At 73.5% G+C, this 16,467-nt stretch carries 12 protein-coding genes; 6 read left to right on the forward strand and 6 right to left on the reverse strand.

Features of this window, described 5'->3' with window-relative positions:
* Positions 1 to 29 precede the first annotated feature (29 nt).
* A complete protein-coding gene (locus HEQ75_RS16090; RefSeq protein WP_235961777.1) occupies positions 30 to 2,096 on the forward strand; it encodes a YjbH domain-containing protein in 2,067 nt (688 codons plus the stop codon).
* A gap of 51 nt (positions 2,097 to 2,147) precedes the next feature.
* On the forward strand, positions 2,148 to 4,115 hold the full coding sequence (locus tag HEQ75_RS16095; protein ID WP_209318602.1) for an alpha/beta hydrolase domain-containing protein: 1,968 nt from the start codon (positions 2,148 to 2,150) through the stop codon (positions 4,113 to 4,115).
* Positions 4,116 to 4,121: 6 nt separating this feature from the next.
* Here HEQ75_RS16095 and mdoH read toward each other — a convergent pair whose 3' ends face one another.
* From mdoH to HEQ75_RS16110, 3 genes are read right to left on the reverse strand one after another with little or no spacing between them, the layout of a single operon-like run.
* Positions 4,122 to 5,813: a glucans biosynthesis glucosyltransferase MdoH gene (gene mdoH / locus HEQ75_RS16100; RefSeq protein WP_168032409.1), complete on the reverse strand. Its 1,692-nt coding sequence runs from the start codon at positions 5,811 to 5,813 to the stop codon at positions 4,122 to 4,124.
* Between the two features lie 20 nt (positions 5,814 to 5,833).
* Complete coding sequence (locus HEQ75_RS16105) at positions 5,834 to 6,604, reverse strand: hypothetical protein (RefSeq protein WP_168032411.1); 771 nt, start codon at positions 6,602 to 6,604, stop codon at positions 5,834 to 5,836.
* Positions 6,601 to 7,011: an ABA4-like family protein gene (locus tag HEQ75_RS16110; RefSeq protein WP_168032413.1), complete on the reverse strand. Its 411-nt coding sequence runs from the start codon at positions 7,009 to 7,011 to the stop codon at positions 6,601 to 6,603. Before HEQ75_RS16110 ends, HEQ75_RS16105 begins: the two co-directional genes overlap by 4 nt.
* Positions 7,012 to 7,097: 86 nt before the next feature.
* Here HEQ75_RS16110 and HEQ75_RS16115 point away from each other — a divergent pair, with 86 nt between their 5' ends.
* Positions 7,098 to 7,736 (forward strand): TetR/AcrR family transcriptional regulator, encoded by a 639-nt coding sequence (locus HEQ75_RS16115; protein WP_168032415.1) that lies wholly within the window; start codon positions 7,098 to 7,100, stop codon positions 7,734 to 7,736.
* A 69-nt stretch (positions 7,737 to 7,805) separates the two neighbouring features.
* Complete coding sequence (locus HEQ75_RS16120) at positions 7,806 to 10,241, forward strand: membrane-bound PQQ-dependent dehydrogenase, glucose/quinate/shikimate family (protein ID WP_168032417.1); 2,436 nt, start codon at positions 7,806 to 7,808, stop codon at positions 10,239 to 10,241.
* Positions 10,242 to 10,481: 240 nt separating this feature from the next.
* Here the strand turns inward: HEQ75_RS16120 and HEQ75_RS16125 are convergent, their stop codons facing one another.
* Positions 10,482 to 11,651 carry an MFS transporter gene (locus tag HEQ75_RS16125; RefSeq protein WP_168032419.1) on the reverse strand — a complete coding sequence of 390 codons (1,170 nt, stop codon included), beginning with the start codon at positions 11,649 to 11,651 and terminating at the stop codon, positions 10,482 to 10,484.
* A 125-nt stretch (positions 11,652 to 11,776) separates the two neighbouring features.
* On the opposite strand from HEQ75_RS16125, the gene HEQ75_RS16130 reads away from it, so the two are divergent.
* Positions 11,777 to 12,568, forward strand: coding sequence for an EAL domain-containing protein (locus HEQ75_RS16130; protein ID WP_328734130.1), 792 nt, complete (start codon positions 11,777 to 11,779; stop codon positions 12,566 to 12,568).
* A gap of 13 nt (positions 12,569 to 12,581) precedes the next feature.
* Here the strand turns inward: HEQ75_RS16130 and acs are convergent, their stop codons facing one another.
* Positions 12,582 to 14,525 (reverse strand): acetate--CoA ligase, encoded by a 1,944-nt coding sequence (gene acs, locus HEQ75_RS16135; protein ID WP_168032423.1) that lies wholly within the window; start codon positions 14,523 to 14,525, stop codon positions 12,582 to 12,584.
* Positions 14,526 to 14,682: 157 nt separating this feature from the next.
* On the opposite strand from acs, the gene HEQ75_RS16140 reads away from it, so the two are divergent.
* The gene (locus tag HEQ75_RS16140) at positions 14,683 to 15,408 is read left to right on the forward strand and encodes a class I SAM-dependent methyltransferase (protein WP_168032425.1); all 726 of its coding nucleotides are present in this window, start codon (positions 14,683 to 14,685) and stop codon (positions 15,406 to 15,408) included.
* On the opposite strand, the gene HEQ75_RS16145 is transcribed toward HEQ75_RS16140, so the two are convergent.
* Entirely contained in the window at positions 15,392 to 16,405 is a 1,014-nt protein-coding gene (locus HEQ75_RS16145) for a Bug family tripartite tricarboxylate transporter substrate binding protein (RefSeq protein WP_168032427.1), read from the reverse strand. The genes HEQ75_RS16140 and HEQ75_RS16145 overlap by 17 nt on opposite strands.
* Between the last annotated feature and the right edge of the window lie 62 nt (positions 16,406 to 16,467).

Here is a 16,467-nt window from a genome sequence, read left to right on the forward strand (position 1 = left end):
GCGTCCGCCTTGCGATCACCCGCGCCGCCTTGCTCCTCACGCTCCTCCTGCCCCTCCCCACCCTGGCGCAGGCGGTGCCAGGAACCGGGTCAAGCCTGGGTGGGGTAGGGCTGATCGAGGCACGGAATGCGCGGTTCCGGCCGGATGGGGTGGTGGAGGCAGGGACCACGCTGCGGCACCAGCGGCGCTTTCACTTTCTGACCTGGCAGGCGCTGCCCTGGCTGGAGACGACGTTCCGCCTGGCGGAGCGGCTGGATGGCACCAGCGGCGCGGGGATGACCACGGACCGCGCCTTCGACGTGAAGCTGCGGCTGCTGGCGGAGGATGACTGGCACCCGGCCGTGGCGATCGGGCTGCAGGATTTCATCGGCACGGGGATCTATTCCGGCGAGTACCTGGTGGCATCGAAGCGCTTCGGCCCGCTGGATGTGACGCTGGGGCTGGGCTGGGGCCGGCTCGGCACCGGCGCGGATTTCGGCAATCCGCTGGCCGCGCTGTCGCCGCGCTTCGATGACCGACCGCGGGAGGTCGGGCAGGGTGGCGCGATCAACACCTTTCCCTTCTTCAGGGGGGAGGATGCGGCGCTGTTCGGCGGGCTGGAATATTCCCTGCCGCCGGTCTGGACGCCGTGGGGCGCGGTGGAGGGGCTGCGCGGCAAGCTGGAGGTTGCCGGCGATGCGCTGCGGGACGAGCGCGGCGGCTGGCCGGCGCAGACAACCGGGTTGCGGGGGCTGGCGGACAGCCGGCTGAACTACGGGCTGCACTGGTCGAATGGCTGGCTCGATGCCGGGCTGGACTGGGTGCATGGCACGGACCTGCTGTTCCGTCTGTCCGCCCGGCTGGACCCGGAGCGGGTGCAGGCGCCCGCCGTGCCGCTGCCGGCGCTGGCGCCCCGGCCCCTGGCGCCGGTGGCGGCGCCGGCGGACGCGATCCGCGCGGCGCTGCGCGAGGCCGGGTTCCGGCCGGTGGCGGTGGAACTGCGCGGGGCGGAGGCGCGGATCGCGGTGGCGGGCGCGCGCCAGCGCCGCCTGGCCGGGGTGGCCGGGCGGGTGCTGCGCGCGGTGCAGCCGCATCTGCCGCGGGACGTGGAGCGGGTGCGGCTTTCCTGGCGCCGGGCGGGGGTGGAGGTGGCGCGGCTGGTGCTGCCGCGCCGGGCCATGGAAGCCGCGAGCCGCGGCGAGGGCAGTGCGGAGGAGGTGTTCTTCGCCACCACCCTGTCCCCCACCGGGACAGACGCTTTCGGCGCCGGTGACCCCGGCGGCGCCAGCTTCGATGCGGTGCCGCGGGTTTCGGTGCTGCTGGGCGATCCCTCCCGCACCCTGCGCTGGCAGTTATCCGCCCTGGCGGGCGGGCGGTGGGAGATGGGGGGCGGGCTGGCGCTGGCGGGCAGCCTCTCCCGCAGCCTGGCGGGCAACCTGGCCGGCGCGCCGCCTTCCGACAGCCTTCTGCCGCGCGTCCGCAGCGAGGCCGCGCGCTATGCGCGGGAGGGCGAGACGGCGATCCCGGCCCTGTATGCCGAGCGCATCGCCGGCCTCGGGCCCGACATCTTCGGCCGTCTCACCGCCGGGTTCCTGGAGCCGATGTTCGCCGGTGTCTCGGCGGAGGTGCTGTGGCGGCCGCAGGCACGCGACTGGGCGCTGGGGGCGGAGGTCGCGCAGGTGGCGCAGCGCGACTACGACCAGCGCCTGGGGGTGCTGGGCTACAGCGTCACCACCGGGCATGTCTCCGCCTATGCCGACCTGCCCTGGTACAACCTGCAGGGCGTGGTCCGCGCCGGGCGCTATCTGGCGGGCGACTGGGGCGCGACGGTGGAGCTTTCCCGCCGCTTCGCCAGCGGCATCGAGATCGGCGGCTTCGCCACCTTCACCGACGTGCCCTTCAGCCGGTTCGGGGAGGGCAGCTTCGACCGCGGCGTCTTCATCCGCATCCCGCTGGATCTGTTCGGCCTGGCCTCGCCGGCTGTGGCGCCCGTGGTGGTGCGCGGCGTGACGCGCGACGGCGGCGCCCGCCTGTCCGTGGACAACCCGCTGTGGGCGGTGACGCGGGAAGGCCGGGCGCGGGCGCTGCGCGAGGGCTTTCCGGCCTTCTTGCACTGAGCGTATCGTCGCTGCCTGCCACGCCCGGCGACAAGGGCGAAGGAGGAAACCATGCTGAATGCAATCAGGCCGCGGCGCGGGGCGGCGCTGGGAGCGTTTGCGCTGCTGGCCGCCGGCGCGCTGCCCGCCAGGGCCGAGGTGGTGCGCTTCGACATCACGGCGCGCGAAGCCGCCGCCCTCGGCGGCCGCGAATTCGGCGCCAGCGGCCAGGCGGAGAAGATCACCGCGCGGGCAACCCTGGCGCTGGACCCCGCCCATCCGCGCAACGCCGTGATCGTCGACCTGGACCGCGCGCCGCGCAACGCGGATGGCCGGGTGGAGGCGATGACGGAGGTGGTGATCCTGCGCCCCGCCCGCCCCAACGGCACCCTGCTGTTCGAGGTGCTGAACCGCGGCCGCAAGCTGCTGCCCGGCTGGGTGCAGGACACCAGCACGGCGGCCGGAATCCGGCTGCAGCAACCCGACGATGCCGGCAATGGCTTCCTGCTGGAACAGGGTTTCACGCTGGTCTGGGCCGGCTGGCAGGCGGACAGCCCCGCCGCCCCCGGCGCGCTGCGCATCGAGGTGCCGACGGTCGCCGGCCTCACCGGGCCGTCGCGGGAGGAATGGCCGGCGGCCAGCCGGCCCGGGCCGCAGCGCGTCACGCTCAGCTACCCCCTGGCGGACCGCGCCAGCGCGCGGCTGACGGTGCGGGCGCGGACGGATATGGACCGGCAGACGCCGGCCGGGCTGGGCTTCACCTTCATCGATGACAGCACGCTGGAGATCACCCGCCCGGACGGCATCGCTGCCGGTGCGATCCTCGAGTTGACCTACACCGCCCGCGACACGCGGGTGATGGGCATGGGCCTCGCCGCGATCCGCGACGTGACCTCCTTTCTGCGCCGCGCCACCGGGCCGGAGAATCCCCTGGCCGCGAACGGCAGGCCGGGGGTGGATCGCGCCATCGGCCTCGGCATCTCGCAATCCGGCCGCGTGCTGCGCGACGTGCTGTATTTCGGCATGAACGAGGACGAGGCCGGGCGCCTGGTGTTCGAGGGCATGATGCCGGTGATCCCCGGCGCCCGCCGCAGCTTCACCAATGCCCGCTTCGCCCAGCCGGGCCGCAACCCGGGGCCGCAATACGACCGGCTGTTCCCGGTGCTGGGCTTTCCCTTCACCTATGCGGTGATGGAGGACAAGGTCGGCGGCCGGCGGGATGGCATCCTGCTGCGCTGCCAGCAGACCAATACCTGCCCCGTCATCATGCACATGGATTCGGAGTTCGAGTTCTGGGGCTCCCAGGCCAGCCTGCTGGTCACCGACACGCAAGGCAACCACCACGACCTGCCGGCGAATGTGCGCGCCTACCTGGTTTCCGGCACGCCGCATGGCAATGCCTGGAACGCGGTGGCGCGGCGCATCGCCGCCTGCCGCATGGCGCTGAACCCGATGACCCAGGGCCCGGCGCTGCGCGCCCTGATCGTCGCCATGGAACGCTGGGTGCGGGACGGGGTGGAACCCCCGGCCAGCCGCTTCCCGACCCTGGCCGCCGGCACGCTGACGCGGCCGGCGATGGTGTATCCGGAAATCCCCGGCCTGCCCTATCGCGGGCAGTATGTGCGGGCGGAGCTGGTGGAGCAGACCGCGCCGCTGCCGCGCGCGACCGGCAGCTACCCGCTGTTCCTGCCGCGCGCCGGGCTGGACGGCAACGCCGTGGGCGGCATCCGCCAGCCGATCCTGGAGGCGCCGCGTGCCACCTATGTCGGCTGGAACGCGCAGGCTGCCGGCGACGGGCCGCAGGAGATCTGCACCCAGGTGGGTGGCGTGGTGCCCTTTGCGGAGACCCGCGCGGCCAGGCTGGCCGCCGGCGACCCGCGCCCCTCGATCGAGGAGCTGTATCCGACGCCGGCCGCCTATGTGGCAGCGGTGCGCCAGGCCTCGGCAAGGCTGGTGGCCGAACGGCTGCTGCTGCCGGCGGATGCGGAAGCCGCCGTGACGGCCGCCGAGGCCGGCACCCTGGCCCGCCTGGCGCCCTGAGGCCGGTCAGGCCAAGGGCAGGGCCAGCTCCTCCGGCACCGCCGCGATCCGCCGCGCCCGCAGCGCGGCGGAGAAGGCCGGGTCGGCGGTGAGGACACAGAGCGGCACGGCCAGGATCATCCCGGCCGTGAAGGGCAGGGCCAGCGCCAAGGCGGGCCAGGACACCAGGGCGAAGGCCGCGGTCAGCAGCAGCCCGGCCACCGTGTGCGGCCACAGCATGCGCGTGGCATCGCCCCAGGTGACGCCGCGGTCGGCGCGGTTCTGCGGCAGCCAGCCGGCGCGGGCGCCGAAGGGCAGCCGGGCCAGGAAGGCGGCCTTGTTCAGGATCGACAGCGGCTCGAACAGCTGCATGAAGGCCAGTTCCGCCAGCGCCCCGCGGGCGAAGGCGGCGCGGCCGCCATAGGTCGCGGCGAGCCTGCCCTGCGCCAGCGCCTGGGCGTAGCCGGCCAGCTTCGGCGCGAAGTAGCAGAGCCAATGCGCGAGGATGGCCAGCGCCAGCGCCCCCATCGGCGTGCCCGCCCCGCCGCCGGTCAGCGCGTTGGCCGCCGCCAGCAGCAGCAGGGCGGCATACAGCGGCGCGCCCAGGAACAGCAGGATCGCCTGCAGCAACTGCAGCCGGCCGAGCCAGCTCATCCCCTTCAGGCGCAACAGATGAAAATACTGCATGTTGCCGGCACCCCAGCGTTCGTCCCGGCGCAGGAATTCCGGCAGGGCGGGCGGGTTCGCTTCCTGGCTGCCGTCTTCCGCCGGCAGGCAGCGCACCGCCCAGCCCGCAGCCTGCAGCCGCACCGATTCCACCATGTCGTGGCTCAGGATGCGGCTGCCATCGGGCAGGGGTTCCAGCTTCGCATGGTCGCGGAAGGGGGCGGCGCGGAGGATGGCGTTGTGGCCCCAATAGGGGCCGGCATCCATCTGCCACCAGGCCTGCCCGGTGGCCCAGGCGCGCATCCCGGCGCGCATGCCGAACTGGAACAGCCGCGGGAAGGCGGCGGTGGCCGGGCGGCCGACGATCAGCTGCTGCACGATGGCCAGCCGCGGATCGGCCTCCATGATCGCCACCAGCCGCAGCACGGCGTCCGGCGTCATCACGCTGTCGGCGTCCAGCGTGATGAAGAAGGCCTCGTCGGTCAGGTGGTGGTCCAGGAAGTCCATCACATTGCCGGCCTTGAAGCCGGTGTTCAGCGTCCGCCGGCGGTAGCGGGCCTGCGGATGGGCCGCCAGGAAGGCCGCGACGGCCGCTTCCTCCGCCGCCACCGCCGGCGGGTCCTGGGTGTCGGACAGCAGCCAGAGCCGGAAGCGCTCCCCGGCGCCGCGCGCCGCCAGGCCATGGAGCAGCGCGCCGAGCGGCGGCAGCACCGCGCCCATCTCCTCGTTCCGCAGGCAGACCAGCAGCGCGGTCACGGCCTGCGGCGGGCCGGGGCGGGCGCGGGCGGCGGCCGGCAGCACCGCGGTGGCGGGGTCCGGGCTGCGCAGCAGGATCACCAGCCCGACCAGCGCATTGGCGGCCGAAAGCGCCGCCCAGGGCGTGGTCAGCGCCAGGCACAGCAGGATCAGTGCCTCCGCCGCGTTCAGGCCGTGCGGCAGCAGGGCGCGCAGCGGCAGCAGCAGCAGCAGCGCGGCGAGGGCGGCGACCAGCAGCGCGAACAGCGTTCGGCGCAGCGGCGCGGATTCGGTGGGTTCGGGCACGGGGGCGGACATGCCGCCCGATCATGGCGCGGTTACGGCGAAAGCGGCACGCCCGCCTGCGCCAGCCGCAGCGCCCCCAGCGCCAGCCCGCCCCAGCCCAGCGTGGCCAGCGCCACCAGCCGCGGCCCGGCCCGCGTCAGCAGCCAGAAGCCGGGCACCGCCTGCATCGCATGCACGGCGAGGAAATGCGCCACGCGCAGGTCGCCGCCGTCGCGGGACCAGAAGAAGGGCGGCAGGCCCGGGGTGGCGGCGCCAACCAGCGGGCTTCCGGCGCCGCCGATGGCGAAGCCCGTCACCAGGCCCAGCACGCCCGTCACCACCAGGCCGAGCCCGACGGCCAGGCGCCAGGGCCGCGGCTGCGCCGCCTCCCCCCGCGCCAGCACCAGCACGCCCAGCAGCCCCGCCATCAGCACCAGCAGCGTCGCCGCCGCGCCCATCACGCCGAACATCGCCTGACCGATCGGGTCGGTGGCGAAGTGGCTGGGCAGGCCGGCGGCGCCGCGCCCGGTGATCCACACCATCTCCAGCGCCGCCGCCGCCAGCGTGCCGCCCAGCACCAGCCAGGCCAGCGCACCGCGCCGGGCAGCGGGGGCCAGCAGCCCCCAGGCCCAGGCGAGCGTCCAGAACCAGGGCAGCAGGCTGGCCGCGAATTTCGCCGGCTTGGTCCAGACGGAGGTGCCGCCGATCTGCCGCCCATCCAGCGCCATCGCCAGCAGGCACAGCGCCAGCCAGGCCAGCATCGCCCAGCCCGCCCAGGCCAGCACCGGCTGGCGGCGGTGCAGTTCCGCGAGGAAGCCCCTCATCGCCGCACCGCCCGCAGGCCCAGGAACAGCAGCAGCCCGATCGGCCCGGCCAGGAAGGTGGGCGGCAGGCACAGGCGCAGCAGCCAGGGGTTCACGCCTTCCGCCGTGCCGCGCCGGCAGATCCAGGCACCGATCGCCAGGTCGAAGGCCAGGTAGTGCACCCAGCCGGCCAGCAGCAGGCCCGGCGTGGCGAACAGGCGCGCCACGTCCGCCAATGTCGCGAAGCCACCTTCCGCCCCCGGCGCGTGCCAGGCCAGCAGCCCGGCATAGAGCAGCGCCAGCAGCGCCGGCAGCGCCTGGCCAGCCAGGCGCCAATTGGCCCAGCTGCGGCCGGGGGCGACCAGCAGCGCCAGCCAGCCGGCCATGGCGACGGCGCCGGCAGCGGAGAACAGGGTTTCGAGCGACATGGGGGCGCCTTCAACTTTCCATCGGTCAGTCTTCGCCCGGAAATCTGACCGTTGTCAAGTTCCGCCCGCGCCGCTACAGCCCCATCATGTCCGTCACCCCGAAAGCCCGCGGCCGCCACCACCACGGCGACCTGCGCCGCGCCCTGCTGGATGCAGTGGCGGAGATCGTGCTGGAAGCCGGGCCGGAACGGGTCAGCCTGCGCGAATGCGCCCGCCGCGCAGGCGTCTCCCACTCCGCCGCCGCGCCGCATTTCGGCGACAAGCGCGGCCTGCTGACCGCCTTCGCCACGGAGAAGTCGGAAAGGCTGCGCGCGGCGATGGAGCAGGCGGTGGCGGATCTGCCGCCGGGCGCCGATGCCCGCGCCGTGCTGGCGGCAACCGGCCACGGCTATCTCGGCTTCGCCCGGGACAACCCGGCGCATTTCCGCCTGATGTTCCGCACCGACCTGATCGACACCGCCGACCCCGCCTGGCGCCACGCGGCGCAGGCGGCGCGGGACCCGCTGGACCGCGCCATGGCGGCGCTGGTGCCGGCGGCGGACGCGGCGGCGCTGCGCGCCCGGCTGGCGTTCGCCTGGGCCGCCGTGCACGGCTTCTGCACCTTGCGCGCCGAATTGCCGCGGAACGAGCTGTGGCACCCGGCCCCGCGCGGCGCCGAGGTGGCGGAGGATCTGGTGGCCCTGGTGGTGCGCGCCTGCGCCGCCCCGGAACGAAGCGCCGATTGACCCACGGCTGGGCCTGAACGATCCGCCTGAACCGGCGTTGCCACCAGGACAGGTGCCGAGGCAAGCCCGATGGATCAGACGCACAACACCCTTTTCCTCCGCCTGATGGCGGTGCTGCTGGCGTTGGTCGGGCTGGCCCTGGCCGGCGGCGGCGGCTGGCTGCTGGCGCTCGGGGGCAGCTGGTTCTACCTGGCGCTCGGCCTTCTGCTGCTGGTGGCGGCGGTGCTGCTGTGGCAGCGCCGGCCGGCGGGGCTGACGGTGTTCGCCGCCGGGCTGCTGGCCACCCTCGCCTGGTCGCTGGCGGAATCGGGCCTGGACTGGTGGGCGCTGGCGCCGCGCGGCGGGCTGCCGGTGGTCCTCGGCCTGCTGCTGCTGCTGCCCTGGGCGTTGCGCCCGCTGGGCCAGCGCCTGCTGCGCGGCCCGGCGCTGGTGCTGGGCCTCGTCGTGCTGGCCTGCCTGGTCGCCGCCCCGCTCAGCCTGCTGGCGGACCCGCATGCGCGGCAGGGCCGCCTGCCGGTGCAGCGGATCGCCGAAGACCCCCTGACGATCCAGCCCGGGGAATGGCACGCCTATGGCCGCACCGGGTTCGGCCAGCGCTTCTCGCCGCTGGACCAGATCACGCCGGCCAACGTCGCCGCGCTGGAAATGGCCTGGCAGTACCGCACCGGCGATGTCCGCGGCCGGCCCGGCGACCCGCAGGAGACCACCTTCCAGGTCACCCCGCTGAAGCTGGGCAACCGCCTGTTCCTGTGCACCCCGCACCAGCTGGTCATCGCGCTGGACGCGACGACGGGCGAGGAGGTCTGGCGCTATGACCCGGACATCCTGAACCCGCTCGCGCTGCAGCACCTGACCTGCCGCGGCCTGGGCTATGCCCCGACGATGGACGCCGCCGATGCCCCGGCGCCGGACCCGGCCCGGCTCGAGGCCGCCCGCGCCGCCGTGCCCGGCCTGCCGGTCGCCACGGAGGGCGCGGAGACGACGCGTTGCGGCGCCCGGCTGTTCATGCCGACGGCCGATGGCCGCGTCATCGCGCTGGACCCGGAGACGGGCGCCGTCTGCGCCGATTTCGGCGCCGGCACCGGGCAGATCAACCTCTGGGCCAACATGCCCAATGTGAAGCCTGGCGCCTACTACTCCACCTCCCCGCCCGCGGTTGCCAATGGCGTGCTGGTGGTGGGCGGCACGGTGCTGGACAATGTCTCCACCAACGAGCAGTCCGGCGTCATCCGCGGCTATGACGTGCGCAGCGGCGCGCTGCTGTGGAACTGGGATTCCGGCGCCCCGGAAGAGGTGGCGCCCATTGCCGCGGAGGCGACCTACACCGCCAACTCCCCCAACGCCTGGTCGATCCTGAGCGTCGATGCCGGGCTCGGCCTGGTCTATGTGCCGCTGGGCAACCAGCCGCCCGACCAGTTCGGCGGCAACCGCAGCCCGGCGGTGGAACGCTTCTCCTCCGCCGTGGTGGCGCTGGACCTGCGGCAGGGCGCGCTGCGCTGGGTATTCCAGACCGTGCACCACGACCTTTGGGACTATGACGTCCCCTCCCAGCCCACGCTGGTGGACCTGACCATCAATGGCGCCACGGTGCCGGCGCTGGTGCAGCCGACCAAGCAGGGCGAGATCTTCGTGCTGGACCGCCGCACCGGCCAGCCGCTGCTGCCGGTGCGGGAGGTTGCGGCGCCGCAGGGCGCGGCGGAGGGCGACTTCACCGCCGCGACCCAGCCGGTCTCCGCCCTGTCCTTCGACCCGCCGCGGCTGACCGGCCGGCAGATGTGGGGGGCGACGCTGCTGGACCAGCTCGCCTGCCGCATCCAGCTGCGTCGGCTGCGCTACGAAGGCCGCTACACCCCGCCCTCGCTGCAGGGATCGCTGGTGCATCCGGGCAATTTCGGCGTGTTCAACTGGGGCGGCATCGCCGTCGATCCGGAACGGCAGGTGGCCTTCACCACGCCGGCCTACCTCGCCTTCGTCTCCCGCCTCGTGCCGCGGGCGGATGCGACAACGCTGTATGTCCAGGCCGATGGCGCCCCGCCCGGCCCGCTGCCGGCGCTGAACGAGAATTTCGGCGCGCCCTATGCGGTGGAGCTGAAGCCCTTCCTCTCCCCGATCGGCCTGCCCTGCCAGCAGCCGCCCTGGGGCTATGTCGCGGGGGCCGACCTGCGCACGGGGGAGATCGCCTGGCAGCACCGCAACGGCACGGTGCGCGACCTCTCGCCCGTGCCGCTGCCCTTCCGGCTGGGCGTGCCGGACCTCGGCGGGCCGGTGATGACGCGCGGCGGCGTGGCCTTCATGTCCGGCACGCTGGATGATTTCGTGCGCGGCTACGACGTGACCACGGGCGCGCAGCTGTGGGAATCCCGGCTGCCGGCCGGCGGGCAGGCCACGCCGATGACCTATCTGGGCGCGGATGGGCGGCAGTATCTGCTGGTGGTGGCGGGCGGCCATGGCTCGCTGGGCACCACGCCAGGGGATCACGTGATCGCCTATGCGCTGCCGCGCTAGCGGCCTGCGAATCGGGGTGCGACTCGGGGCGCGACTCGGGGCGCGACTCGGAGAACGCGGTTGTGGGCCGACTCGGGCCGGCACCCCCAAATCTTGTGGTGGGAGAACAACAGGGCCGGGTCCGCGATTCGTTCGCGCGACTCGGGCCAGGTGGTTGATTCCACGATCGATACGTGCCCGCGCACTCGCTGTGATTCACCCTGTGTTCCGATTCGGGGGCGAATCGCGAACCTGACCGGGCTAGCGACCCCGCCGCGCCAGCAGCAGGCCGAGCACCAGGATGCCCAGCCCCGCCACCGTCAGCGCCACCTCCGACCCGAACAGCGCCCGCCCCAGCGCCATGGCGGCGGGGCCCAGCGACTGGCCGAGGAAGAAGCTGAAGGCGTGCAGCGCCACCGCACTGCCGCGCGCCATCGGCGCAACCTCCGTGACCCGGGTCTGGATGGAGGAATGCATCATGTAGAAGCCAAGCCCGGTGGGCAGGCAGCTGGCGATCACCATCCAGGCCTCGAAGCCGAAGCCCTGCGCCAGCAGCCCGCCACAGGCCAGCGCGCCGCCCAGCTGCACCATCCGCCCCTGCCCCAGGTGGCGCAGCAGCAGCGGCGCCAGCGCGGCGAAGGCGAAGCCGCCGATGGCGAAGGCGGCGATCGCCATGCCGGCCTCCGCCGGGCCGCCCAGCCCGCGTTCGGCCAGCAGCGGCGCGATGAAGGGGAAGATGCCGAAGATCAGCGTGCCTTCGACGAAGACGCTGGCATAGAGGATGCGCGCCGCCGGCAGGGCCAGGATCTGCCGGTAGCGCCGCAGCGCCTCGCCCAGGTTGAAGCGGCGGCCGGGGTCCGGCGCCTGGCCCGGCGGGTCGCGCAGCAGCGGCAGGCCGGCCAGCGCAGCGGCGGCGCAGGCCAGCGTCACGCCGCGCCAGCCGATCAGCGGTTCCAGCAGCGCCGCCAGGATGCCGCCGGCGGCGCTGCCGGTCAGCCCGGCCACCAGCAGCCGCGACAGCGCCACCTGGCGGTGCTGGATCGGCACCTGGTCGCCGACCGAGGCGATGGCCAGCGGGAAGATGCCGCCCGCCGCCGCGCCGGCCAGCACGCGCAGCACCGTCAGCGTGGTGAGGTCCGGCGCCAGCGCCGCCGCGGCCAGCGCCACGGCCAGCGCCGCCAGGCAGAAGCGGATGACGCGCCGCTTGCCCGCCGCATCGCCCAGCGGTCCCAGCACCGGCTGCACCAGCGCATAGGGCAGGGCGAAGGCGGTGGCGAGCAGGGCGACGGTGGCCGGCGTCGCCGCGAACTCCGCCGCCAGCACGCCGACCAGCGGGTCGAAGGACCGGGCGGCGAGCACGGAGGCCAGGCAGCCCAGGCCGAGCACGAAGATCAGGCGGCGCGTGGCATGCGCATCGGGGGGGTCGGCCATAGGGGCGGGATGCTGCGCGGCCGGGCGCCGCGGCGCAACCGCGCAGAAAGCAACGCTGCTTGGCGCTGGCGCATTGGCAGCGGTTATGGGTTAGCCTGCGGTTAACCACTGCCTGGACCGGGACCGTGACCCCCGACTTCGCCCCAGAACCGAGCCCCGAGCCTGCGACGACCGACGCGCCCGGCGCGACGCCAGGCCTTGTCCCCGCATATGCGCCGGATTTCGCCATCGCCTTCCAGCCGATCGTGGACGTCGAAACCGGCCTGACCCTGGCGCAGGAAGCCCTGGTGCGCGGCCCGAAGGGCGAAGGCGCGGGCAGCGTGCTGGGCGCGGTCCCCCCGGCACAGCGCTACGCCTTCGACACCCGCCTCCGCCGCCGGGCGCTGGAATCGGCCATCCGCCTCGGCCTGCCCGCCACCACCGCCAGCCTGACGCTGAACATCTACCCCGGCTGCATCGGCATCCCCGACTATTGCGCCACCCGCACGGTGGAGGATGCGGTGGCGCTGGGCTTCCCCACCGACCGCCTGGTGTTCGAGATCAGCGAGATGGAGCCGGTGGAGGACCCGGAAGCCCTGGCCGCCACGCTGGGCGCCCTGCAGCGCCGCGGCCTGCGCATCGCGCTGGACGATGTCGGCACCGGCCATGCCCGCATCCCGCTGCTGATGGTCTGGCGCCCGGACGGCGCCAAGGTGGCGCGGGAGGTCATCATGGGCCTGGACCAGGACCCGGACCGCTTCGAGAAGGTGCGGGAGACGCTGGAACAGCTGCACGCCTTCGGCATGGTGCCGGTGGTGGAAGGCATCGAGACGCCGGGTGAGCTGGCGGCACTGCGCCGCCTCGGCGTGCGGGCGATGCAGGGTTACCTGTTCGCCCGCCCAGGGCTGGAGATGCTGCCGGTGCCGGTGGTGCCGTAGCGGCGGGCGGGCCCTACCCCACCCGGTTCTCCACCAGATCCTGCACCACGCCGGGATCCGCAAGCGTCGAGGTATCGCCCAGGCTGTCGGTCTCGTTGGCGGCGATCTTGCGCAGGATGCGGCGCATGATCTTGCCGGACCGGGTCTTCGGGAGCCCCGGGGCCCATTGGATGGCGTCCGGGCTGGCGATGGGGCCGATTTCCTTGCGGACCCAGGCGACCAGCTCCTTGCGCAGCGCCTCGGAAGGCTCCTCCCCGGTCTTCAGGGTGACATAGGCGTAGATGCCCTGGCCCTTGATCTCATGCGGCATGCCGACCACCGCGGCCTCCGCCACCTTGGGGTGCGCCACCAGCGCGCTTTCCACCTCCGCGGTGCCCATGCGGTGGCCGGCGACGTTGATCACGTCATCCACCCGGCCGGTGATCCACCAATAGCCATCGGCGTCGCGCCGGGCGCCATCGCCGGTGAAATAGGTGCCCTTGAAGGTGGAGAAGTAGGTCTGCACGAAGCGCTCATGGTCGCCATAGACGGTGCGCATCTGGCCCGGCCAGCTGTCCAGCAGCACCAGGTTCCCCTCCGTCGCGCCGTCGAGGAAATTGCCCTCATTGTCCACCAGCGCCGGCTTCACGCCGGGCAGCGGCAGGGTGGCGGAGCCGGGCTTCTGGGCGATGGCGCCGGGCAGGGGCGAGATCAGGATGCCGCCGGTTTCCGTCTGCCACCAGGTGTCCACGATCGGGCAGCGCTCCTCGCCGACGACGCGGTAGTACCACAGCCAGGCTTCCGGGTTGATCGGCTCCCCCACACTGCCCAGGATGCGCAGGCTGGCGCGGCTGGTGCGCTTCACCGGGGCCTCGCCGTCGCGCATCAGGGCGCGGATGGCAGTCGGCGCGGTGTAGAAGATGTTCACCTGGTGCTTGTCCACCACCTCCCAGAAGCGGGAGACGGTGGGATAGTTGGGCACGCCCTCGAACATCAGCGTGGTCGCGCCGTTCGCGAGCGGGCCGTAGACGATGTAGGTGTGGCCGGTCACCCAGCCGACATCGGCGGTGCACCAGTAGATCTCGCCCTCGCGGTAGTCGAAGACGTTCTGGTGCGTGAAGCTGGCCCAGACCATGTAGCCGCCGGTGGTGTGCAGCACGCCCTTCGGCTTGCCGGTGCTGCCGCTGGTGTAGAGGATGAACAGCGGGTCCTCCGCCCCCATCGGCTCCGGCGCTGCCTCCTTCGGCTGCCCGTCGCAGGCCGCCGCCCACCAATGGTCGCGGCCTTCCTGCATCGCCACCGCCCCGCCGGTGTTCCTGGCCACGATGACATGGCGGATGGAGGGGCAGGTCTTCAGCGCCTCGTCCGCATTGGCCTTGAGCGGCACCTTGCGGCCGCCGCGGCGGCCCTCATCGGCCGTGATCAGCAGGGCGCATGCCGAATCCTGGATCCGGCTGGCCAGGCTGTCCGGCGAGAAGCCGCCGAAGACAATGGAATGCACCGCGCCGATGCGGGCGCAGGCCAGCATGGCGACCGCGGCCTCCACGATCATCGGCAGGTAGATGCAGACGCGGTCGCCCTTGGTGACGCCCAGGCCGCGCATGGCATTGGCCAGCTGGCAGACGCGGGCGTGCAGCTCCCGGTACGTCACCTTCGCGTCGCTGGCGGGGTCGTCGCCCTCCCAGATGATGGCCACCTGGTCGCCGCGGGCTGGCAGATGCCGGTCGAGGCAGGAGACGGAGGCGTTGAGCACCCCGTCCTCGAACCATTTGATGGAGACCTGGCCGGAGGTGGCGCCGAAATCGACGTTCTTCACCAGGCCCGGCGCCTTCATCCAGGCGATGCGCCCGGCCTCCTTCGCCCAGAAGGCATCCGGGTTGTCGGCCGCTTCCGCGTACATCGCCTTGTAGCCGGCGGCATCCACATGGGCGCGCGCGGCGATTTCGGGCTTCACGGCGATCAGGGTGGTTTCGGTCATTGGGCGTCCCCGTGGTCTCTTGGGCCTGGTCTCATGGGCCGGGTCGTTCGGCGCGTCTCGTTCCGGCGTTCCGGCCGGTTCATAGAGCATGAATGGGGCACGCGGCGTTGCGCTGCGTCAACCGGGCGTCAAGCGGCAGGCGGGGGGGGGGCAGGGCATGGAGAATGGGTGGGGGGAATCGGCCGGGGCCTGGATCGCCAGCCAGGGGGAGGAGGGCGATTACGGCCGCCGCTTCGTGCTGGATGCCCCGATGCTGGCGCGGGTGGCGGCGGCGCCGGTGCGCGCCGCGCTGGATGTCGGCTGCGGCGAGGGCCGCTTCTGCCGGCTGCTGCGCGCCCGCGGCATCGCCGCCACCGGCATCGACCCGACCGAGGCGCTCCTGGAAGAGGCCCGGCGCCGCGACCCGGGCGGCGACTACCGTCCGGGCCGCGCGGAAGCCCTGCCCGCGCCGGATGCGGCCTTCGACCTCGTCGTCAGCTATCTGAGCCTGATCGACATCCCGGACGCCGCCGCCGGCATCACGGAGATGGCGCGCGTGCTGGCGCCCGGCGGCCGCCTGCTGATCGCCAACCTCAACCCCTTCTTCACCGCCGGGATGCCGGATGGCTGGGTGCGCCGTGGCGAGGCGACGCATTTCGCCATCGACCGCTACCTGGAGGAGCGCGCCGAATGGGTCGGCTGGCGCGGCATCCGGATCCGCAACTGGCACCGGCCGATGCACCACTACATGACCCTGCTGCTGGGCCGGGGCCTGGTCCTGACCCATTTCGACGAACCGGCGCCGCGCGAGGGCGGCGACCCGCACGCGGCGGCGCGCTACCGCCGTGTGCCCTATTTCCACATCATGGAATGGTGCCGGCCGGCGGTCAGCTTCCCACCGTGATCCCGCGTTCCCGCGCGATGGCGGCGAAGGTCTCGATGGTGTTGTCGAAGCGGGCGGTGAAGGCCGCCGGGCCGAGGCCGGAGGGGTAGAACCCCAGCAGGGCCAGCTTCGCCTGCACCGCCCGTTCGGCCAGCACCGCCAGCACCGCCTGGTGCAGCCGGGCGCGGATGGGCTCCGGCGTGCCGGTGGGGGCGAAGAAGCCGATCCAGGTGTCCTGCACGAAGCCGGGCGCGATGACCTCCGCCGCGGTCGGCACCTCGGGCAGGGCGGCCGGGCGGGCGGCGCTGGTGACGAATAGCGGCAGCAGCCGGCGATCGCGCGCGAAGGGCACGCCGGCGGAGAAGGTCACCACGCCGACATCGATGTTGCCCGCCAGCAGGTCCTGCAGCACCGGCCCGCCGCCGCGATAGGGCACATGCTCCACCCGCAGCCCGCCGGCCGCGCGCAGCAGCAATTCGCTGGTCAGGTGCTGCGAGGCGCCGATGCCCGGCACGCCGACATTCAGCGCCCCCGGCCGCGCCCGGGCGGCGGCGGCGAAATCCTGGGCACTCGCCAGGCCGGAGCGCGGATGGGTGAAGAAGCCCTGCTCCGCCGTGATGACCTGCGCGACCGGGCGCAGGGCCTGGCGCAGCGCCGGAGCCCCTTCCACCGGCAGCGCCTCGGTGGCGGCGAAGGTGTCGTTGGCCAGCAGCAGCGTGTAGCCATCCGCCGCGGCGCGCGCCGCCGCCTGGCCGCCGACCCGGCCGGAGGCACCGCCGATATTCTCGATCACCAGCGGCTGGCCGAGCGCCGCACCCAGCGGCTGCTGCACGGCGCGCGCCAGCACATCCACCGCGCCGCCGGGCGGCCAGGGGACCACCAGGCGGATCGGCCGGTCGGGCCAGGGCGCCTCGGCGCCGGCGGCCCGGCTCGTGGCCCAGGGGGCGGTGGCGCCGGCCAGCGCCAGGGTGTGCAGCAGCAGGCGGCGGCGGAAGCGGTCGGTCGGGGGTACGGGCATGATCGGTCTCCGAGGCTCAGAAGCGGGGGGCGGGGCGGCTGTCGGCGGGGCGACATCGCCGC

It is taken from the genome of Falsiroseomonas selenitidurans (assembly GCF_012103215.1).
Lineage (GTDB): Bacteria > Pseudomonadota > Alphaproteobacteria > Acetobacterales > Acetobacteraceae > Falsiroseomonas > Falsiroseomonas selenitidurans.